Raw genomic sequence first — 15,929 nt, 5'->3', positions numbered from 1 at the left:
GTGGCGTTACAGATTGCCATCACCCAGCCGATACAGCCCCTATAAGTCCAATTAAGTGGTCCGAAGGGAGTGGTCGCATGTACCGTTGGTTAGCCGAGAGTCTTGGAAACGTCAGCGTCAAACGCAAGCTGGGCATCGGTTTCGGCCTGGTGCTGTTGCTGACGCTGTTGATCACTTTCACCGGCTGGACCGGCATGAGCGGCATCATCAGCCGTGGCGACAAGCTCGGCTTCATTTCCAGCCTCAATGAGCTGACCAAAGACCTGCGCCTGGCGCGCATGGACTACGACATGCGTCGTGGTGAACAGGGTCCGGGCGCGGTCAATGAATTGCTCAGCAAACTCGAAAGCGGTCTGCAATCGGCACGCGGCATGATCGAGCAGCCATCCGATGTGGCGATGGTCGATCAACAGCTTGCTGCGGTCGCCGAATACAAACGCGCCTTCGGCGAAATGACCCAGGCCACCGTCCAGCGTGAAGATGCGCGCAGCAAGCTTGGCGCCAATGCCGATAATGCCGTGGCCAAGGTCGGCGAAGTCGAAAGTGCACTGCTGCAAGGTGACAGCGTTGCGCAGTACAACGCGGTGATCGAGCTGAGCAAACTGTTGCAGCAGGCGCGCTATCAGGTGCGCGGCTACACCTACAGCGGCAAGGCCGATGCCGAGCAACCGGCGCTGACCGCCATCGACAACGCCCTGAAAAACCTCGAAAGCCTGCCGACCCGCGTGCCAGAGCAGCACATCGCCAACCTGCAGCAGGCCACCGACTCGCTCAAGGCCTATCGCGCCGCCGTCGCTCAATTCCGTGATTCGCAGGTCAAGAACACTGCTGCACTGGCGAACATGTCGGCTCAGGGCGAGATCCTGATGTCGGTCAGCAAGAAGCTCACTGAATCGCAAACCGTGGTGCGCGACACCGATGCTGCCCATGCCAAGAACATGCTGCTGGTCGCCACTGCGCTGGCACTGGCCTTCGGTCTGATTGCCGCTTGGGCGATCACCCGACAAATCATCATTCCGCTGACCCAGACCCTGAAAGTCGCCGAGCGCGTGGCCGCTGGCGACCTGACCCACAACCTGGTTTCCCTGCGTCGCGACGAACTCGGACAATTGCAGCGCTCGATGCAAAGCATGACCCAGGGCCTTCGCGAGTTGATCGGCGGTATCAGCGACGGCGTCACGCAGATCGCCAGCGCCGCTGAAGAGCTATCCGCGGTGACTGAGCAGACCAGCGCCGGGGTCAATAATCAGAAGATCGAGACCGATCAGGTCGCCACCGCTATGAACGAAATGGCGGCTACCGTGCAGGAAGTCGCGCGCAACGCTGAAGAAGCTTCTGAGGCCGCTGTCGCCGCTGATCAACAGGCCCGCGAAGGTGACAAGGTCGTCGGCGAAGCCATCGCCCAGATCGAACGTCTGGCGGTCGAGGTCGGCCACTCCACCGAAGCCATGGGCGAGCTCAAGCGTGAAAGCGACAAGATCGGCAGCGTCCTCGATGTGATCAAGTCGGTGGCCCAGCAAACCAACCTGCTGGCCCTCAACGCCGCCATCGAAGCGGCCCGCGCCGGTGAAGCCGGACGTGGTTTCGCCGTGGTTGCCGACGAAGTTCGCAGCCTCGCCCAGCGCACGCAGAAGTCCACGGAAGAGATCGAGGAGCTGATCGTCGGTCTGCAAAACGGTACCCAGCAAGTGGCGACGATCATGGACAACAGCCGCAGCCTCACCGACAGCAGCGTCGAACTGACCCGGCGTGCCGGTGGCTCACTGGAGAGCATCACCCGCACTGTGTCGGCGATCCAGGCAATGAACCAGCAGATCGCCGCAGCCGCCGAGCAGCAGAGCGCCGTGGCCGAAGAGATCAACCGCAGCGTACTGAACGTGCGCGATGTGTCCGATCAGACCTCGGCGGCGAGCGAGGAGACCGCTGCGTCCAGCGTTGAACTGGCGCGGTTGGGCACGCATCTGCAGATGCTGGTGGGCCGTTTCAAAGTCTGAGTTGATGCACGACCTCGGTTCGCCTGGAACCGAGGTGATGCCATTCGCGAGCAGGCTCGCTCCCACAGGGAAACGCATTCCAAGGTGGGAGCGAGCCTGCTCGCGAAGGCAGCGGCGCGGTCTGCGCGTCGTAGATAACGGGCGCGCCAATTTGGCGACGGATGCTATGCACTGGTTTTAGGCTTTATCCGGATTTGTTCGCAAATCAGCGGACATAAAAAAACCCCGCTGAATCAGCGGGGTTTTCTCATCAGGCCGGCTGAGCCTGCAGGCTCACAGGTCGCAGCGGCAGCAACGGGGCATGCGGATCGGCTTTCACCGAAGCGCGCCAGGCGTCCAGCCACTCGGCGTGACCTTCGGCCCAGACCTGCTCGTGCAGGCGTGCCAGTGCGACAGGGTCGCTAAGCAGTTGCAGGCGATCATGGTTGTTCAGCCCGGCCGGGCCGACCTTGATCGCGTGACGCACACGTTCCTGACGCAGCCACTCGATCGGCTCGGCCTGGCCATGACGCGAGGTCGCCAGCGAGCACGCCAGGGCGTTCTGCTGAGGATCGACCACGGCGCGGACGAAGCCGTCGTTGAGGGCGTGGTAACGGTTCTCGTGGGTGTACTGATCGGTTGCCAGCAGCGCCTGTGGCGGATTGTATTCCTCAGGGATGAGGAACAGGCTCTCGTCACGGGTCTTCAGGCCCAGGCCGACACGGCTGGAGATCACCGATACCGGGATCGACAGCATCAGCGAACCGACGATCGGCACCAGCCACCAGAGGAAGCTCGGGTTCAGCCAGATCACCAGCAGCGCCCACAAGAAGCCAAGCAACGTCTGCGGACCGTGGCGCTTGACCGCTTCGCTCCACGGCGTCGAGTCGTCGTCACGCTGCGGCGAGTTCCAGGTCGCGGCCCAGCCGAGGAACGCGGCGAGGACGAAGCGGGTGTGGAAAATCATCCGCACCGGCGCCAGCAGCATGGAGAACAGCATCTCCAGCAGCATCGACAGGGTCACCTTGAACTTGCCGCCGAACTCTTTCGCGCCCTTGGCCCAGATCAGGATGATGCTCAACAGCTTCGGCAGGAACAGCAGCACGATGGTCGTCGAGAACAGCGCGATGGCCTTGTCCGGGTGCCATTGTGGCCACAGCGGATAGAGCTGACGCGGTTCGAGGAAGTACTGCGGCTCCATCAGCGTGTTCACCGCCAGCAGCGCGGTCGACAACACCAGGAAGAAGAACCACAACGGCGCCGACAGGTAGGACATCACGCCGGTGAGGAACACCGCGCGGTGCACCGGGTGCATGCCCTTGACCAGGAACAGGCGGAAGTTCATCAGGTTGCCGTGGCACCAGCGACGGTCACGCTTGAGCTCGTCGAGCAGGTTCGGCGGCAACTCTTCGTAACTGCCCGGCAAGTCGTAGGCAATCCACACGCCCCAGCCGGCACGGCGCATCAGCGCAGCTTCGACGAAGTCGTGGGAAAGGATCGCACCGGAGAACGCGCCCTTGCCCGGCAACGGCGCCAGAGCGCAGTGGTCGATGAACGGCTTCATGCGGATGATCGCGTTGTGACCCCAGTAGTGGGATTCACCCAGCTGCCAGAAGTGCAGACCGGCAGTAAACAGCGGGCCGTACACGCGGGTGGCGAACTGCTGCATCCGCGCATACAGGGTGTCCATGCCCGACGCACGTGGCGCGGTCTGGATGATCCCGGCGTCCGGCGTGGCTTCCATCAGACGTACCAGACTGGTCAGGCACTCGCCGCTCATCACCGAATCGGCGTCGAGCACGACCATGTACTTGTAGTCACCACCCCAACGACGGCAGAAGTCGTCGAGGTTGCCGCTCTTGCGTTTCACACGACGGCGACGACGGCGATAGAAGATCTTGCCGAAGCCCTTGGCCTCGCGGCAGACATCCAGCCAGGCCTGTTGCTCGGCGACGCAGATATCGGTGTCGTTACTGTCGCTGAGGACGAAAAAGTCGAAGCGATCCAGATCACCTGTAGCGGCGACCGATTCGAACGTCGCACGCAGACCGGCGAATACACGCGGCACGTCTTCGTTGCAGATCGGCATTACCAGCGCAGTACGCGCATCTTTGGGAATCGGCTCGTTACCGGCGCTTTTCCCGGAGATACGGTATTTATCGTGGCCGGTGAGCAACTCGAGGAAGCCCATCAGCGCGGTCCAGAAACCGGCCGAGACCCAGCAGAACAGAACCCCGAACAGAATCAGGATGCTGGTTTGCAGCGCGTACGGCAGCACTTGCGTGGCGGTTTGCAGCAGCGGCTGATGCAGGACTTCTTCCAGATCGACGAACGACCAGCCCTGGTACGGCATGATGCCTTTCATGTACCAGCCGGCAACGATGGTCTGGCCGAGCATCAGCAGCAACAGAATGTAGCGGCGGATCGAACCGACGGTGCGCCAGCGCGCGGCCGGCAGGACATTGGCGTCCTTTGGCGGCTGCGGCGGATTGGTGCGCCCGGTCAGACGGCGCCAGCCACGCACCAGGATATTAGTGCGCCATGGCTCCGGCACGACCTTGGTGCGGCGGATCGGCGGGGTCGCCTTGAGGCTGACCCGACCACTGGCGTCGAGCACCAGCATTTCCGCTTCAGCGAGTTCTTCGGCAGTGCTCAGGGTCAGACGTTTGCCCACCGAAGCCTGGGCGGCTTCGGCAGGAGCGTCGAATGTCGAGGACGACAGGCGTTCATGCAGCTCGCTGAACGACTGGCAACCCGCGAGTTCCGCGCGTTGCTCGTCGGTCATCGGCAGATGCGCCAGATACTCGGACAGAGTCTCTGGCTGTACTGGTGAATTACTCATCGGCAGGCAACTGATAGCTCCAGGTCTCGGTCAGGACTTCTTCAGTCGGCGCCGATTCCGGTGTGGCTGGGGCCGCGTCGGCAGCGACTGGCTGCTTGGCGTCTTTGTTGGCCTTGTCCTTGGCGTCGGCTGCTGGCTTGGCTTCAGCCTGTTTGGCTTCGGCGGCCTTGGCTTCCTTGTCGAGTTTTTCCTGTTGCTTGGCGGCAACCTTGTCAGCCTTGGCGACCGACGAATTGGACGCCGGCACCGATTTGCCCAGATCTGCGGTGACTACCGGCTGAACCAGGGCGGCACGCATTTCGGTCGCTTTGCTCGGATCCTTGATCTTCATCCGCAGGGTCAAACGCCAGCCCTTGGTTTCCGGGTTGTAGCGCACGCTGTTCTCGACCAGTTCGGCGTTGTCACCGACGCTGACCTGACTGCGCACGTCGGCATCCGGCGTCAGTGCCGCCAGCGATGGACCTTCGAAGTCGACCAGATAGGCAACGCTGCCATCGGGCTGACGGATCAGGTTCGATTGCTTGACGTCACCGGTCGAACGCAGGGTCTGTGCCACCCAGGCGCTGTCCGGCGCGTGGAGTGCTGCTTCGTCCATGGTCCAGTGCATGCGGTAGGCGAAGTCCAGCGGCTGGCCTGGCTCCGGCATTTTTTCCGGGCTCCAGAACGCAACGATGTTGTCGTTGGTTTCGTCAGCGGTCGGAATCTCTACCAGATCGACAGTGCCCTTGCCCCACTCGCCCTTCGGCTCGATCCAGGCGCTTGGGCGCTTGTCGTAGCGGTCGTCGAGGTCTTCGTAGTGGCTGAAGTCACGGCCACGCTGCAGCAGACCGAAACCACGCGGGTTCTCGACGCTAAAGTTGCTCACGGCCAGATGTTTCGGGTTGTTCAGTGGACGCCAGATCCATTCGCCGTTGCCGGCATGGATCGACAGACCGTTGGAGTCGTGCAGTTCACGACGGTAGTTGAGGACTTTCGACGGCTGGTTGGCGCCGAACAGGAACATGCTGGTCAGCGGCGCGATACCCAGTTTGCCAACCTTGTCACGCAGGAACATCTGCGCCTTGACGTCGACGATGGTGTCGCTGCCCGGACGCAGGATCAGGCGGTAGGCACCAGTGGCACGCGGCGAGTCGAGCAGAGCGAAGATCACCAGGTGCTTGTCGCCCGGCTTGGGCTGCTGAATCCAGAACTCGCGGAAACGCGGGAACTCTTCACCCGACGGCAGCGCGGTATCGATCGCCAGACCACGGGCCGACAGACCGTAGGTGTGGCCCTTGCCGACGACGCGGAAGTAACTCGCGCCGAGCATGGTCATGATCTCGTCTTGCTTATCGGCCTTGTTGATCGGGTACAGCACACGGAAACCGGCATAGCCCAGTTGCTCGGTGGCTTTCGGATCGAATTTCAGATCGCCGAAATCGAAGCGACTCGGATCGTATTTGATCTCCGAGACGGTATTGGTGGTGATTTCGTTGATTTTCACCGGTGTATCGAAGTGCATACCCTGGTGATAGAAGGAGAGCTTGAACGGCGTCTTCTGATCGGCCCACTCAGCCTTTTCGGTGAGGAAGCGGATCTTCTGGTAGTCCGCGAACTTCATTTCGCGGAATTCGTTCGGCAGGTTGCTGCGCGGGGCTTCGAACTTCTGCCCGGCCAGCTCTTTGGCCTTGGCCGATACGTCGTCAAGATTGAACGCCCAAAGCTGACCGGCGCTGAGCAGGCACAGGAGCGCCGAACCCGCTACCAGAGCACTTCGCATGCGTTTGGCAGACATTTTTGCTGCATTACAGGGACTAACAATCACGAGCAACCCTCGCCGAAAACAGATCAATAAACCAACGGCCAGCAAGCCGTCTGTGTGGCCATTTTTAGTCAGCTTATTTCGGTTCCATGAAGCCAGATACTGCGTTGCTGCTCCTCCCCATAGCGAGCTATGAGTCGTCGCAGCGCCTTGCCTCTGGCTTCATGGCCCTCGAAATAATGCTGACAAAAATGGCCGTACAGACCGCTCATGCCAGGTTGGCGAGCATTGTTCCGACTCCGCCAGGGCAAAATGATTCCCCAATCGGATCCAGACAAGTCTCTACCTAAGTCAAAACGGATCAACGAATGTCGATCCCCGCAGCGCGCGATTATCTAGTAGCCCGGATGACAACGCATCAGGGGTAACAAAGTATTTATCGCGAAAACAGCCTAAAAACAGTCGAAATTGCCTAAAAACATGTTTCAGGCACTGTCAGGTCTGTAACAGGAAGGTTACCGGGCCATCGTTGACCAAGTGCACCTGCATATCGGCGCCGAATCTACCTGATGCCACAGTGCCATGCACCTGTTTCGCCTGACTCAATAAATAGTCGAACAATTCTTCACCCAGCGCCGGCGGTGCGGCCGTGGAAAAGCTCGGACGCAGACCGCTTTTGGTGTCGGCGGCGAGGGTGAACTGAGAGACCAGCAGCAACCCGCCACGCACATCCGCCAGGGACAGATTCATCTTGCCCTCGGCGTCACTGAATACCCGATAGTTAAGCAGCTTATGCAGAAGTTTGTCGGCGCTGGTACGCGTGTCGTCGGGTTCTACCGCCACCAGCACCAGCAAACCTTGATCGACCGCGCCGACAACCTCGCCGGCGACCTCTACCCGCGCACCGCGTACGCGTTGTAACAGCGCCTTCATGCTTCTTCGAGCGGCAGGTCGAGCAGGCGCTGGGCCATTTTGCTCGCGGCGCGCACCAGCGCATCGGTGATGCCCGGCTCGGACGCGGCGTGGCCGGCGTCGCGGATCACCTGCAATTCGCTGTTCGGCCAGGCCTGGTGCAGCTCCCAGGCGTTGTCGAGCGGGCAGATCACGTCATAGCGACCGTGAATGATCACGCCGGGCAGATGAGCGATCTTGCCCATGTCGCGGATCAACTGGTTCGGCTCAAGGAAGGCATTGTTGGTGAAGTAGTGGCATTCGATCCGCGCGATCGACAGCGCGCGTTGCGGCTCGGAGAAACGATCGACCACCAGCGGGTTCGGGCGCAGGGTCGCGGTGCGCCCTTCCCAGGTCGACCACGCCTTCGCCGCATGCATCTGGGCGATCTGATCGTTGCCGATCAGGCGTTTGTGGAAAGCGTTGAGCAGGTCGTCGCGCTCGTCCAGCGGGATCGGCGCGATGTAGTCCTGCCAGTAATCGGGGAACAGACGGCTGGCGCCGGCTTGATAGAACCATTCGATTTCCTGCGGACGGCAGAGAAAGATCCCGCGCAGAATCAGACCATGGACCCGCTCCGGGTGGGTTTGCGCGTAGGCCAGCGCCAGGGTCGAACCCCACGAGCCGCCGAACAGCACCCATTTTTCAATGCCCAGGTGTTTGCGGATGCGCTCAAGGTCTTCGACCAGATCCCAGGTGGTGTTGTTTTCCAGGCTCGCGTGCGGCGTCGAGCGACCGCAGCCGCGCTGGTCGAAGGTGACAATGCGATACAGATTCGGATCGAAATAGCGTCGGCTCTGGGCGTCACAGCCGGCGCCGGGGCCACCGTGGATGAACACCACCGGTAAACCCTCCGGCGAGCCGCTTTCATCGACGTACAGCGTATGGGTGTCATCGACAGCCAGATCGTGCCGGGCGTGGGGTTTGATCTGCGGAAACAAAGTCTGCATTGCGCGCTCCGTAAGGGGTCGAGGTCATCCCTGGGGGGACTCGTATTATTCTGCCGTTGGGCATCATAAACCCGATTTGCGTCAATGAGCATGCCTGTACGCTGTCACCGTTTGTCAGCCATCACCCTCACGGGCTGAGCGCGATCCTGTGGGAGCGAGCCTGCTCGCGAACGCGGTGTGTCATTCGGCCTGGTTGTCGGCTGAACGGACGCCTTCGCGAGCAGGCTCGCTCCCACAGCGGTTAGGCGCTGTAGTGAGATTTTGCCCAGGCCAGATAGCCCTGCAGCAATTCCCTGAGCACCACCCGCGTCGGTTCGGCGAGGTCGGCGCGGTAGCGGAACGGTTCGAACTCTTCCATGTAGGTGGACTGGCACAGTTCCAGCTGCACGGCGTGGATGTTCTGCGCCGGGTCGCCGTATTGGCGGGTGATGTGTCCGCCCTTGAAGCGACCGTTGAGCACATGGGTGAACTGCTCGTGCTGCGCGCAGATCGCTTCCAGTTGACTGGCCAATTGTGGATCACAGCTGGCGCCATTGAAGGTGCCGAGGTTGAAGTCCGGCAGCTTGCCGTCGAACAGGTGCGGGATGATCGAGCGGATCGAGTGCGCATCGAACAACAGCGCGTAGCCGAATTCGGCTTTCAGTCGCGCCAGCTCTTGCTGCAAGGTGCGATGGTACGGCGTCCAGATCTGCTCCAGGTAAGTCGCGCGCTCCTCTTTCGACGGTTCCAGACCTTGCTGAAATAACGGAATACCGTCGAACAACGTCGCCGGATACAACCCGGTGGTCGCCCCAGCATACAACGGCTTGTCGTCGGACGGCCGGTTGAGGTCGATGACGAAGCGCGAATACTCAGCCGCCAGGGTACTCGCGCCCAGTTCCTCGGCAAAATCGTAGAGCTGCGGGATATGCCAGTCGGTGTCCGGCAAACTCTTCGCGGCGGGGATCAACCCGACTTCGACAGCCGGGGTCAGACGCACGCCAGCGTGGGGCATGCTGATCAGCAGCGGCACACGGCCTTGTTTGAAATTCAGTACCTTGTCCACAACCACCCTCCTAGAAATTCGATTCGACGCCGTGACGCACGACGCGCTTGTCCAGATCGCCACCGAGCCAATAGGCCAGATCCGCCGGACGCTCGATGTCCCACGCGACAAAGTCGGCGACCTTGCCGACCTCCAGCGAGCCATGGGTCTGCGCCATGCCCAACGCCTGCGCGGCATGGATGGTCGCTCCGGCCAGAGCTTCTTCCGGGGTCATGCGGAAACAGGTGCAGGCCATGTTCAGCATCAGACGCAACGACAGCGCCGGCGAGGTGCCGGGGTTGAGGTCGCTGGCGATGGCGATTTTCACCTTGTGCTTGCGCAGCGCTTCCATCGGCGGCAACTGGGTTTCGCGCAAGAAGTAGAACGCGCCTGGCAGCAGTACGGCGACGGTGTCGGCGGCGGCCATGACGATGGCATCGTCCTCGTCCATGAACTCCAGATGATCGGCGGACAAGGCTTTGTAGCGCGCGGCGAGGCTGGAGCCGTGCAGCGAGGACAATTGCTCGGCGTGGAGTTTCACCGGCAGTCCGAGTTGTTGCGCGGCGACGAACACCCGCTCGACCTGCTCCGGCGAGAACGCCAGATATTCGCAGAACGCATCCACGGCATCGACCAGACCTTCGGCGGCAAGGGCCGGGAGCATCTGCTCGCAGACCAGATCGATGTAGTCGTCGGCGCGATCCTTGTACTCCGGCGGCAACGCGTGCGCCGCCAGGCAAGTGCTGCGCACGCTTATCGGCAGCTCTTCGGCCAGGCGCCGGATGACTCGCAGCAGCTTGCGCTCATTGGCCAGATCGAGACCGTAGCCCGATTTCATTTCCACCGTAGTCACGCCGTCGCGCATCAGGCTTTTCAGGCGTTTGGCGGCGCTGGCGAACAGCTCGTCCTCAGTGGCTTCGCGAGTGGCGCGCACGGTGCTGGCGATGCCGCCGCCCTGCGCAGCGATCTCGGCATAGCTGACGCCTTGCAGACGCTGCTCGAACTCGCCGCTGCGGTTGCCGCCGAACACGGTGTGGGTGTGGCAGTCAATCAGACCGGGGGTGACCCACGCACCCTGCAAATCATTGACCGCCGGGTATTCGCCGGACGGCAATTGAGTGCGTGGGCCGATCCACTCGATCAGCGTGCCGGACGTCACGATCGCGGCATCCTCGATGATCGAATAGGCGCCGTTGGCCATGGTTGCGACGTGGCAGTGTTGCCAGAGGGTTTTCATCCCGGTTCCTCTTATAGTGATCGTTCCCACGCTCTGCGTGGGAATGCAGCCCGTGACGCTCCGCGTCACTGGACGCGGAGCGTCCCTTGAGGCATTCCCACGCAGAGCGTGGGAACGATCAGTGGGTAGGGTTAAAGGCTCGGCAAAAGCTTCGCCGGCACCAGCTCGGTCAAACACCGCGACGCCAGCAATTGCGTCGCAGCATTGATGTCCGGCGCAAAGAAGCGGTCCTTCTCATAGAACGGCACTTCCTTGCGCAAAATCGCCCGTGCCTGTTCCAGCTTCGGCGAGGTCTTCAGACCGTTGCGCAGATCCAGGCCCTGCACCGCTGCCAGCCATTCCACGGCGAGAATGCCGCGAGTGTTCTCGGCCATTTCCCACAAACGCTTGCCGGCGGCCGGGGCCATCGATACGTGATCTTCCTGGTTGGCCGAGGTCGGCAGGCTGTCCACCGAATGTGGATGGGACAACGCCTTGTTTTCGCTGGCCAACGCCGCAGCGGTGACCTGGGCGATCATGAAACCGGAGTTCACCCCGCCATTGGCGACGAGGAACGGCGGCAGCTGCGACATATGCTTGTCCATCATCAGCGAGATGCGCCGCTCGCTCAGCGAGCCGATTTCAGCGATGGCCAGGGCCATGTTGTCAGCGGCCATGGCCACTGGTTCGGCGTGGAAGTTGCCGCCGGAAATCACGTCGCCTTCAGCGGCGAATACCAGAGGGTTGTCGGAAACCGCGTTGGCTTCGACCGCCAGCACTTCAGCGGCCTGGCGGAACTGGGTCAGGCAGGCGCCCATGACTTGTGGCTGGCAGCGCAGCGAGTACGGGTCCTGGACCTTGTCGCAATTCTGGTGCGAGGCGGAGACTTCGCTGCGCTCACCGAGCAGATCGCGGTAGGCCGCAGCGGCATCGATCTGCCCTTTCTGCCCACGTGCGGCATGAATGCGCGCGTCGAACGGCGAGCGCGAACCGAGCACGGCTTCAACAGTAAGACTGCCCAGCGCCACTGCACCGGCAAACAGATCCTCGCCTTCGAACAAACCGCGCAGGGCAAAGGCTGTGGAAACCTGGGTACCGTTGAGCAGCGCCAGACCTTCTTTAGCCGCTAAAGTCAGCGGCGCCAGGCCGGCGACTTTCAGTGCTTCGGTGGCTTCAAGCCATTCGCCCTTGTAGCGCGCCTTGCCCTCGCCCAGCAGCACCAGCGACATGTGCGCCAACGGCGCCAGATCCCCCGACGCACCGACCGAACCTTTCAGCGGAATGTGCGGATAGACCTCGGCATTGATCAGCGCGATCAACGCATCGATCACCTGCCGACGGATGCCGGAAAAACCGCGGCTGAGGCTGTTGACCTTGAGCACCATGATCAGTCGCACCAGCTCATCGCTGATCGGCTGGCCGACGCTGGCAGCGTGCGAGAGCACCAGCGAACGCTGCAGGTTCTCCAGGTCTTCGCTGGCGATGCGCGTCGAGGCCAGCAGGCCGAAACCGGTGTTGATGCCGTAGGCGGTGCGGTTCTCCGCAAGAATCTGTTCGACGCAGGCGACGCTGGCCTCGACCTGCGCGCTGGCGCTGTTGTCGAGAGTCAGTGTGACCGGATGCTGGTAGACGTCACGCAGTTGGGCCAGGCTCAGTTGGCCGGGGATCAGGTTCAGCGCAGTCATTAAAATGCTCCTGTCAGGCATTGTTATTAACTACCAGTCGCTCCGGAGCATTCCGTTATCCGTCGCTTCTCGTCTTGTGAACGATCCACGCCTTGGCACGCTGGTATGGGTAGTTGTCAGTGCAAATTCGGAAGAACGTTGTGCGGCAGATTCGGGTTTTTCAACACGGTCGCAGCGGCAGCGATATCCGGCGCCAGCCAGCGGTCCTGATCGTAGGCCGGGACCGTTGCGCGCAGCAGTTTCCACGCGCGGTCGGTGCCCACGCCAAAGCGCTGTTTCTTGAGGAATTCAAACGCCTGCGCCGCCAGCAGGTATTCAATTGCGAGGATCTGCGTGCAGTTTTCCAGCGCGCGGTGCAGCTTCAGCGCGGCGTTGGTGCCCATGCTCAGGTGATCTTCCTGCAGGCCCGAGGTGATGTAGTTGTCGAGCACCGCCGGTTGCGCCAATTGACGGTTTTCCGCACACAGCGAGGCGGCGACGTATTGCACGATCATCATCCCCGAGTTGACCCCGGGATTGGCCACCAGAAACGCCGGCAAACCGCTGACGTGCGGGTTGACCAAGCGATCGAGACGGCGCTCGGCGATCGAGCCGATTTCGGCCATGGCAATCGCCAGCAGATCCGCCGCCATCGCCACGGATTGACCGTGCGGGTTGGCCTGCGACATCACCCGGAAATTGTCCGGCGTGCCGAGCAGTAACGGGTTGTCGGTGCAGCCGTTGAGTTCGGCTTCGACCTGTTTGATCGCATGCTTCAGTTGATCACGGGCGGCGCCGTGGACCTGCGGGATCGAACGAATGCTCAGCGCATCCTGAGTGCGAATGCCTTTGCTCGCAGCGATCACTTCGCTGCCATCGAGCAAGGCGCGCAGGTTGTTGCCGACCTGCTGCATGCCCGGATGCGGCTTGAGCGCAATGATCTCGGCATCGAACGCATCGATCTGGCCGCGCTGGGCTTCGAAACTCATCGCGCCGATGACGTCGGCCCATTGCAACAGCCGCGTAGCGTCGGCAATCGCCAGGCAACTGAGGCCAGTCATGCACGGCGTGCCGTTGACCAGACACAAGCCATCCTTCGCACCGAGTTGCACTGGTTGCAGGCCTTCTTCGGCCAACGCCTGTTGCGCCGAGGTGATCTGCCCGCGATAGCTGACATTACCGACGCCGAGCAGCGCGATGCCGATGTGCGCCATGTGCGTCAGATAACCCACCGAACCCTGCGACGGAACCTGCGGGGTAATGCCGAGATTGAGCAGCGCCAGCAGCCCTTCGACCACGCGCCGATGCAGGCCGGATTTGCCGTGGCTGTAGTTGTGGATCGCGGCGCAGATGATCGCGCGGGTCTGCTCGTCGCTGAGCACCGGGCCGACACCGCAGGCATGGCTGAGCAGGGTGTTGCGCGAAAGCTGGCTGAGCTGTTCGTCTTGCAGCGAAACGTTGGACAGACCGCCGAGACCGGTGTTGACGCCATAGGCGCGCTCGCCGCTGGCGACGATGCGCTGAACGATGGCCTGAGCATTGTCGATGCGCGCCCAGGTGTCGCTGGACAGATCCAGCGGCGCACCGTGACGGGCGACAGCGACCACGTCCTGCCAACGCAGAGGGCTGCCTGTGATAACGATTTTTTCAGCCTGGGACATCTCTAACCTCATACCAATTCTGTTGATGCCGGTAACCCTGTGGTGAGGGGATTTATCCCCGTTGGGTGGCGAAGCCGCCCCAAACCATGCCCGCAAATCCGTCAGACAGACCGCAGTGGCCGGTTTTACGACTGCTTCGCAGCCGAACGGGGATAAATCCCCTCACCACAACGGCCACTCAGCGTCACACCACCGCCGCCCGCCGCTGCACGAACCGGTCGACATACTCATCGGCCGGCGAATGCAGGATCTCTCTTGGCGTACCCACCTGGATCAACCGGCCATCCTTGAGAATCGCGATGCGATTGCCGATGCGCACGGCTTCGTCGAGGTCGTGGGTGATGAAGACGATGGTTTTGTGCAGGGTCTTTTGCAGTTCCAGCAACTGGTCCTGCATTTCGGCGCGGATCAGCGGGTCCAGCGCACTGAACGCTTCGTCCATGAGGATGATGTCGGTGTCCGCCGCCAACGCACGGGCCAGGCCGACGCGCTGACGCATGCCACCGGAGAGCTGGTGCGGGTATTTGTTTTCGTAGCCTTTGAGGCCGACGGTGTTGATCCAGTGCAGCGCGCGCTCGGCGCAGACCTGCTTGCTCTCGCCGCGTACTTTCAGACCGTAGGCGACGTTATCGAGCACGGTCTTGTGCGGCAGCAGGCCGAAGCTCTGGAACACCATGCTGATCTTGTGTCGACGAAATTCGCGCAGGGCCTCCATGTCGTACTGCAGGATGTCCTCGCCATCGACCAGAATCGCCCCGCTGGTGGGATCGATCAGGCGATTGAAGTGGCGCACCAGAGTGGATTTGCCCGAGCCGGACAGGCCCATGATCACAAAGATTTCGCCGGTGCCGATGCTCAGCGACAAGTCGTTCACGCCGACCACGCAACCGGTTTCGTTGAGCACCTGATCCTTGCTCTTGCCCTGGCCGACCATGGCCAGCGCATCCTTGGCGCGGTTGCCGAAAATCTTGAAGACGTTGCGTACTTCGATCTTGCTCACGCTTGCGTTGCTCATTTGCTCACCTCATGGCGTGGCCGACCGTACGCTTGAGTGATGCGGTCGATGACCACCGCGAGAATCACGATCGCCAGCCCGGCTTCGAGACCACGGCCGACGTTGAGGGTCTGAATCCCCACCAGTACGTCTTCACCGAGGCCACGGGCGCCGATCATCGAGGCGATCACCACCATCGACAGGGCCATCATCGTGGTCTGGTTGATCCCGGCCATGATGCTCGGTAGCGCCAGCGGCAGTTGCACGCCGAACAGTTGCTGCCAGCGGTTGGCGCCGAAGGCGTTGATCGCCTCCATGACTTCGCCGTCAACCTGGCGAATACCCAGATCAGTCAAACGGATCAGCGGTGGCGCGGCGTAGATCACCGTGGCGAAAATCGCCGGCACCTTGCCCAGGCCGAACAGCATCAGCACCGGAATCAGGTAAACGAAACTCGGCATGGTCTGCATGATGTCGAGCAGCGGCATCAGCACCGAACGCAGGCGATTGCTGCGCGCCGAGAGAATCCCCAGCGGGATGCCGATCAGCACCGAAATGATCGTCGCGACCATCATCAGCGCCAGGGTCTGCATGAGTTTGTCCCAGAGGCCGACCGCGCCCACCAGAAACAACAGACCGACAATCACGGCGGTGGTCACGACTTTGCGCGTGGCGTGCCAGGCGATGACACCAACGATTGCCAGCATCAACCACCACGGCGCCGCACGCAGCAAACCTTCGAGACTGACGATGGCCCACAGCAGCGTGTCGGAGATATGCCGGAACACGTCGCCGTAGTTGGTCACCAGCGAATCGACCCAACCGTTGACCCAGTCGGCGATGGAAAAGGTAAAGCTTTCGGGAAACATAAGGGACTCTCAATCAAGGGGTTGCGATCAAGCGTCCGGCTGCC

At 61.7% G+C, this 15,929-nt stretch carries 11 protein-coding genes and 1 pseudogene; 2 read left to right on the top strand and 10 right to left on the bottom strand.

Annotated elements, in window-relative coordinates:
* Nucleotides 1–77: 77 nt before the first annotated feature.
* Nucleotides 78–1,139: pseudogene (locus tag OK411_RS27075) on the top strand (methyl-accepting chemotaxis protein); the annotation flags it as partial.
* Nucleotides 1,122–1,994, top strand: coding sequence for a methyl-accepting chemotaxis protein (locus tag OK411_RS27070; RefSeq protein WP_371917811.1), 873 nt, complete (start codon nucleotides 1,122–1,124; stop codon nucleotides 1,992–1,994). The pseudogene OK411_RS27075 and the gene OK411_RS27070, both read left to right, overlap by 18 nt.
* A gap of 250 nt (nucleotides 1,995–2,244) precedes the next feature.
* Here the strand turns inward: OK411_RS27070 and mdoH are convergent, their stop codons facing one another.
* The 10 genes from mdoH to OK411_RS02900 form a co-directional block, all read right to left on the bottom strand.
* Complete coding sequence (gene mdoH, locus OK411_RS02945; protein WP_264364390.1) at nucleotides 2,245–4,815, bottom strand: glucans biosynthesis glucosyltransferase MdoH; 2,571 nt, start codon at nucleotides 4,813–4,815, stop codon at nucleotides 2,245–2,247.
* Entirely contained in the window at nucleotides 4,808–6,589 is a 1,782-nt protein-coding gene (locus tag OK411_RS02940; protein WP_264364389.1) for a glucan biosynthesis protein G, read from the bottom strand. Before OK411_RS02940 ends, mdoH begins: the two co-directional genes overlap by 8 nt.
* Before the next feature lie 462 nt (nucleotides 6,590–7,051).
* Nucleotides 7,052–7,489 (bottom strand): D-aminoacyl-tRNA deacylase, encoded by a 438-nt coding sequence (dtd, locus tag OK411_RS02935; protein WP_016772080.1) that lies wholly within the window; start codon nucleotides 7,487–7,489, stop codon nucleotides 7,052–7,054.
* Nucleotides 7,486–8,457: a prolyl aminopeptidase gene (pip, locus tag OK411_RS02930; protein ID WP_024011249.1), complete on the bottom strand. Its 972-nt coding sequence runs from the start codon at nucleotides 8,455–8,457 to the stop codon at nucleotides 7,486–7,488. Before pip ends, dtd begins: the two co-directional genes overlap by 4 nt.
* A 241-nt stretch (nucleotides 8,458–8,698) precedes the next feature.
* Nucleotides 8,699–9,502: an N-formylglutamate deformylase gene (hutG, locus tag OK411_RS02925; RefSeq protein ID WP_217879167.1), complete on the bottom strand. Its 804-nt coding sequence runs from the start codon at nucleotides 9,500–9,502 to the stop codon at nucleotides 8,699–8,701.
* Between the two features lie 10 nt (nucleotides 9,503–9,512).
* Nucleotides 9,513–10,718: an imidazolonepropionase gene (gene hutI, locus OK411_RS02920; protein WP_264364388.1), complete on the bottom strand. Its 1,206-nt coding sequence runs from the start codon at nucleotides 10,716–10,718 to the stop codon at nucleotides 9,513–9,515.
* A gap of 131 nt (nucleotides 10,719–10,849) precedes the next feature.
* Nucleotides 10,850–12,382: a histidine ammonia-lyase gene (hutH, locus tag OK411_RS02915; protein WP_264364387.1), complete on the bottom strand. Its 1,533-nt coding sequence runs from the start codon at nucleotides 12,380–12,382 to the stop codon at nucleotides 10,850–10,852.
* A gap of 116 nt (nucleotides 12,383–12,498) precedes the next feature.
* Nucleotides 12,499–14,022: a histidine ammonia-lyase gene (gene hutH / locus OK411_RS02910; RefSeq protein WP_264364386.1), complete on the bottom strand. Its 1,524-nt coding sequence runs from the start codon at nucleotides 14,020–14,022 to the stop codon at nucleotides 12,499–12,501.
* Between the two features lie 184 nt (nucleotides 14,023–14,206).
* Nucleotides 14,207–15,037 carry a quaternary amine ABC transporter ATP-binding protein gene (locus OK411_RS02905; RefSeq protein WP_042608737.1) on the bottom strand — a complete coding sequence of 277 codons (831 nt, stop codon included), beginning with the start codon at nucleotides 15,035–15,037 and terminating at the stop codon, nucleotides 14,207–14,209.
* Nucleotides 15,034–15,885, bottom strand: a complete 852-nt coding sequence (locus OK411_RS02900) for an ABC transporter permease (protein WP_016772087.1) — start codon at nucleotides 15,883–15,885, stop codon at nucleotides 15,034–15,036. The genes OK411_RS02905 and OK411_RS02900 overlap by 4 nt, the downstream gene beginning before the upstream one ends.
* Nucleotides 15,886–15,929: the final 44 nt, after the last annotated feature.

Source organism: Pseudomonas sp. RG1 (genome assembly GCF_025910115.1).
Taxonomy (GTDB): Bacteria; Pseudomonadota; Gammaproteobacteria; order Pseudomonadales; family Pseudomonadaceae; genus Aquipseudomonas; species Aquipseudomonas atacamensis.
This window is presented reverse-complemented; position numbering and strand designations above follow the sequence as displayed.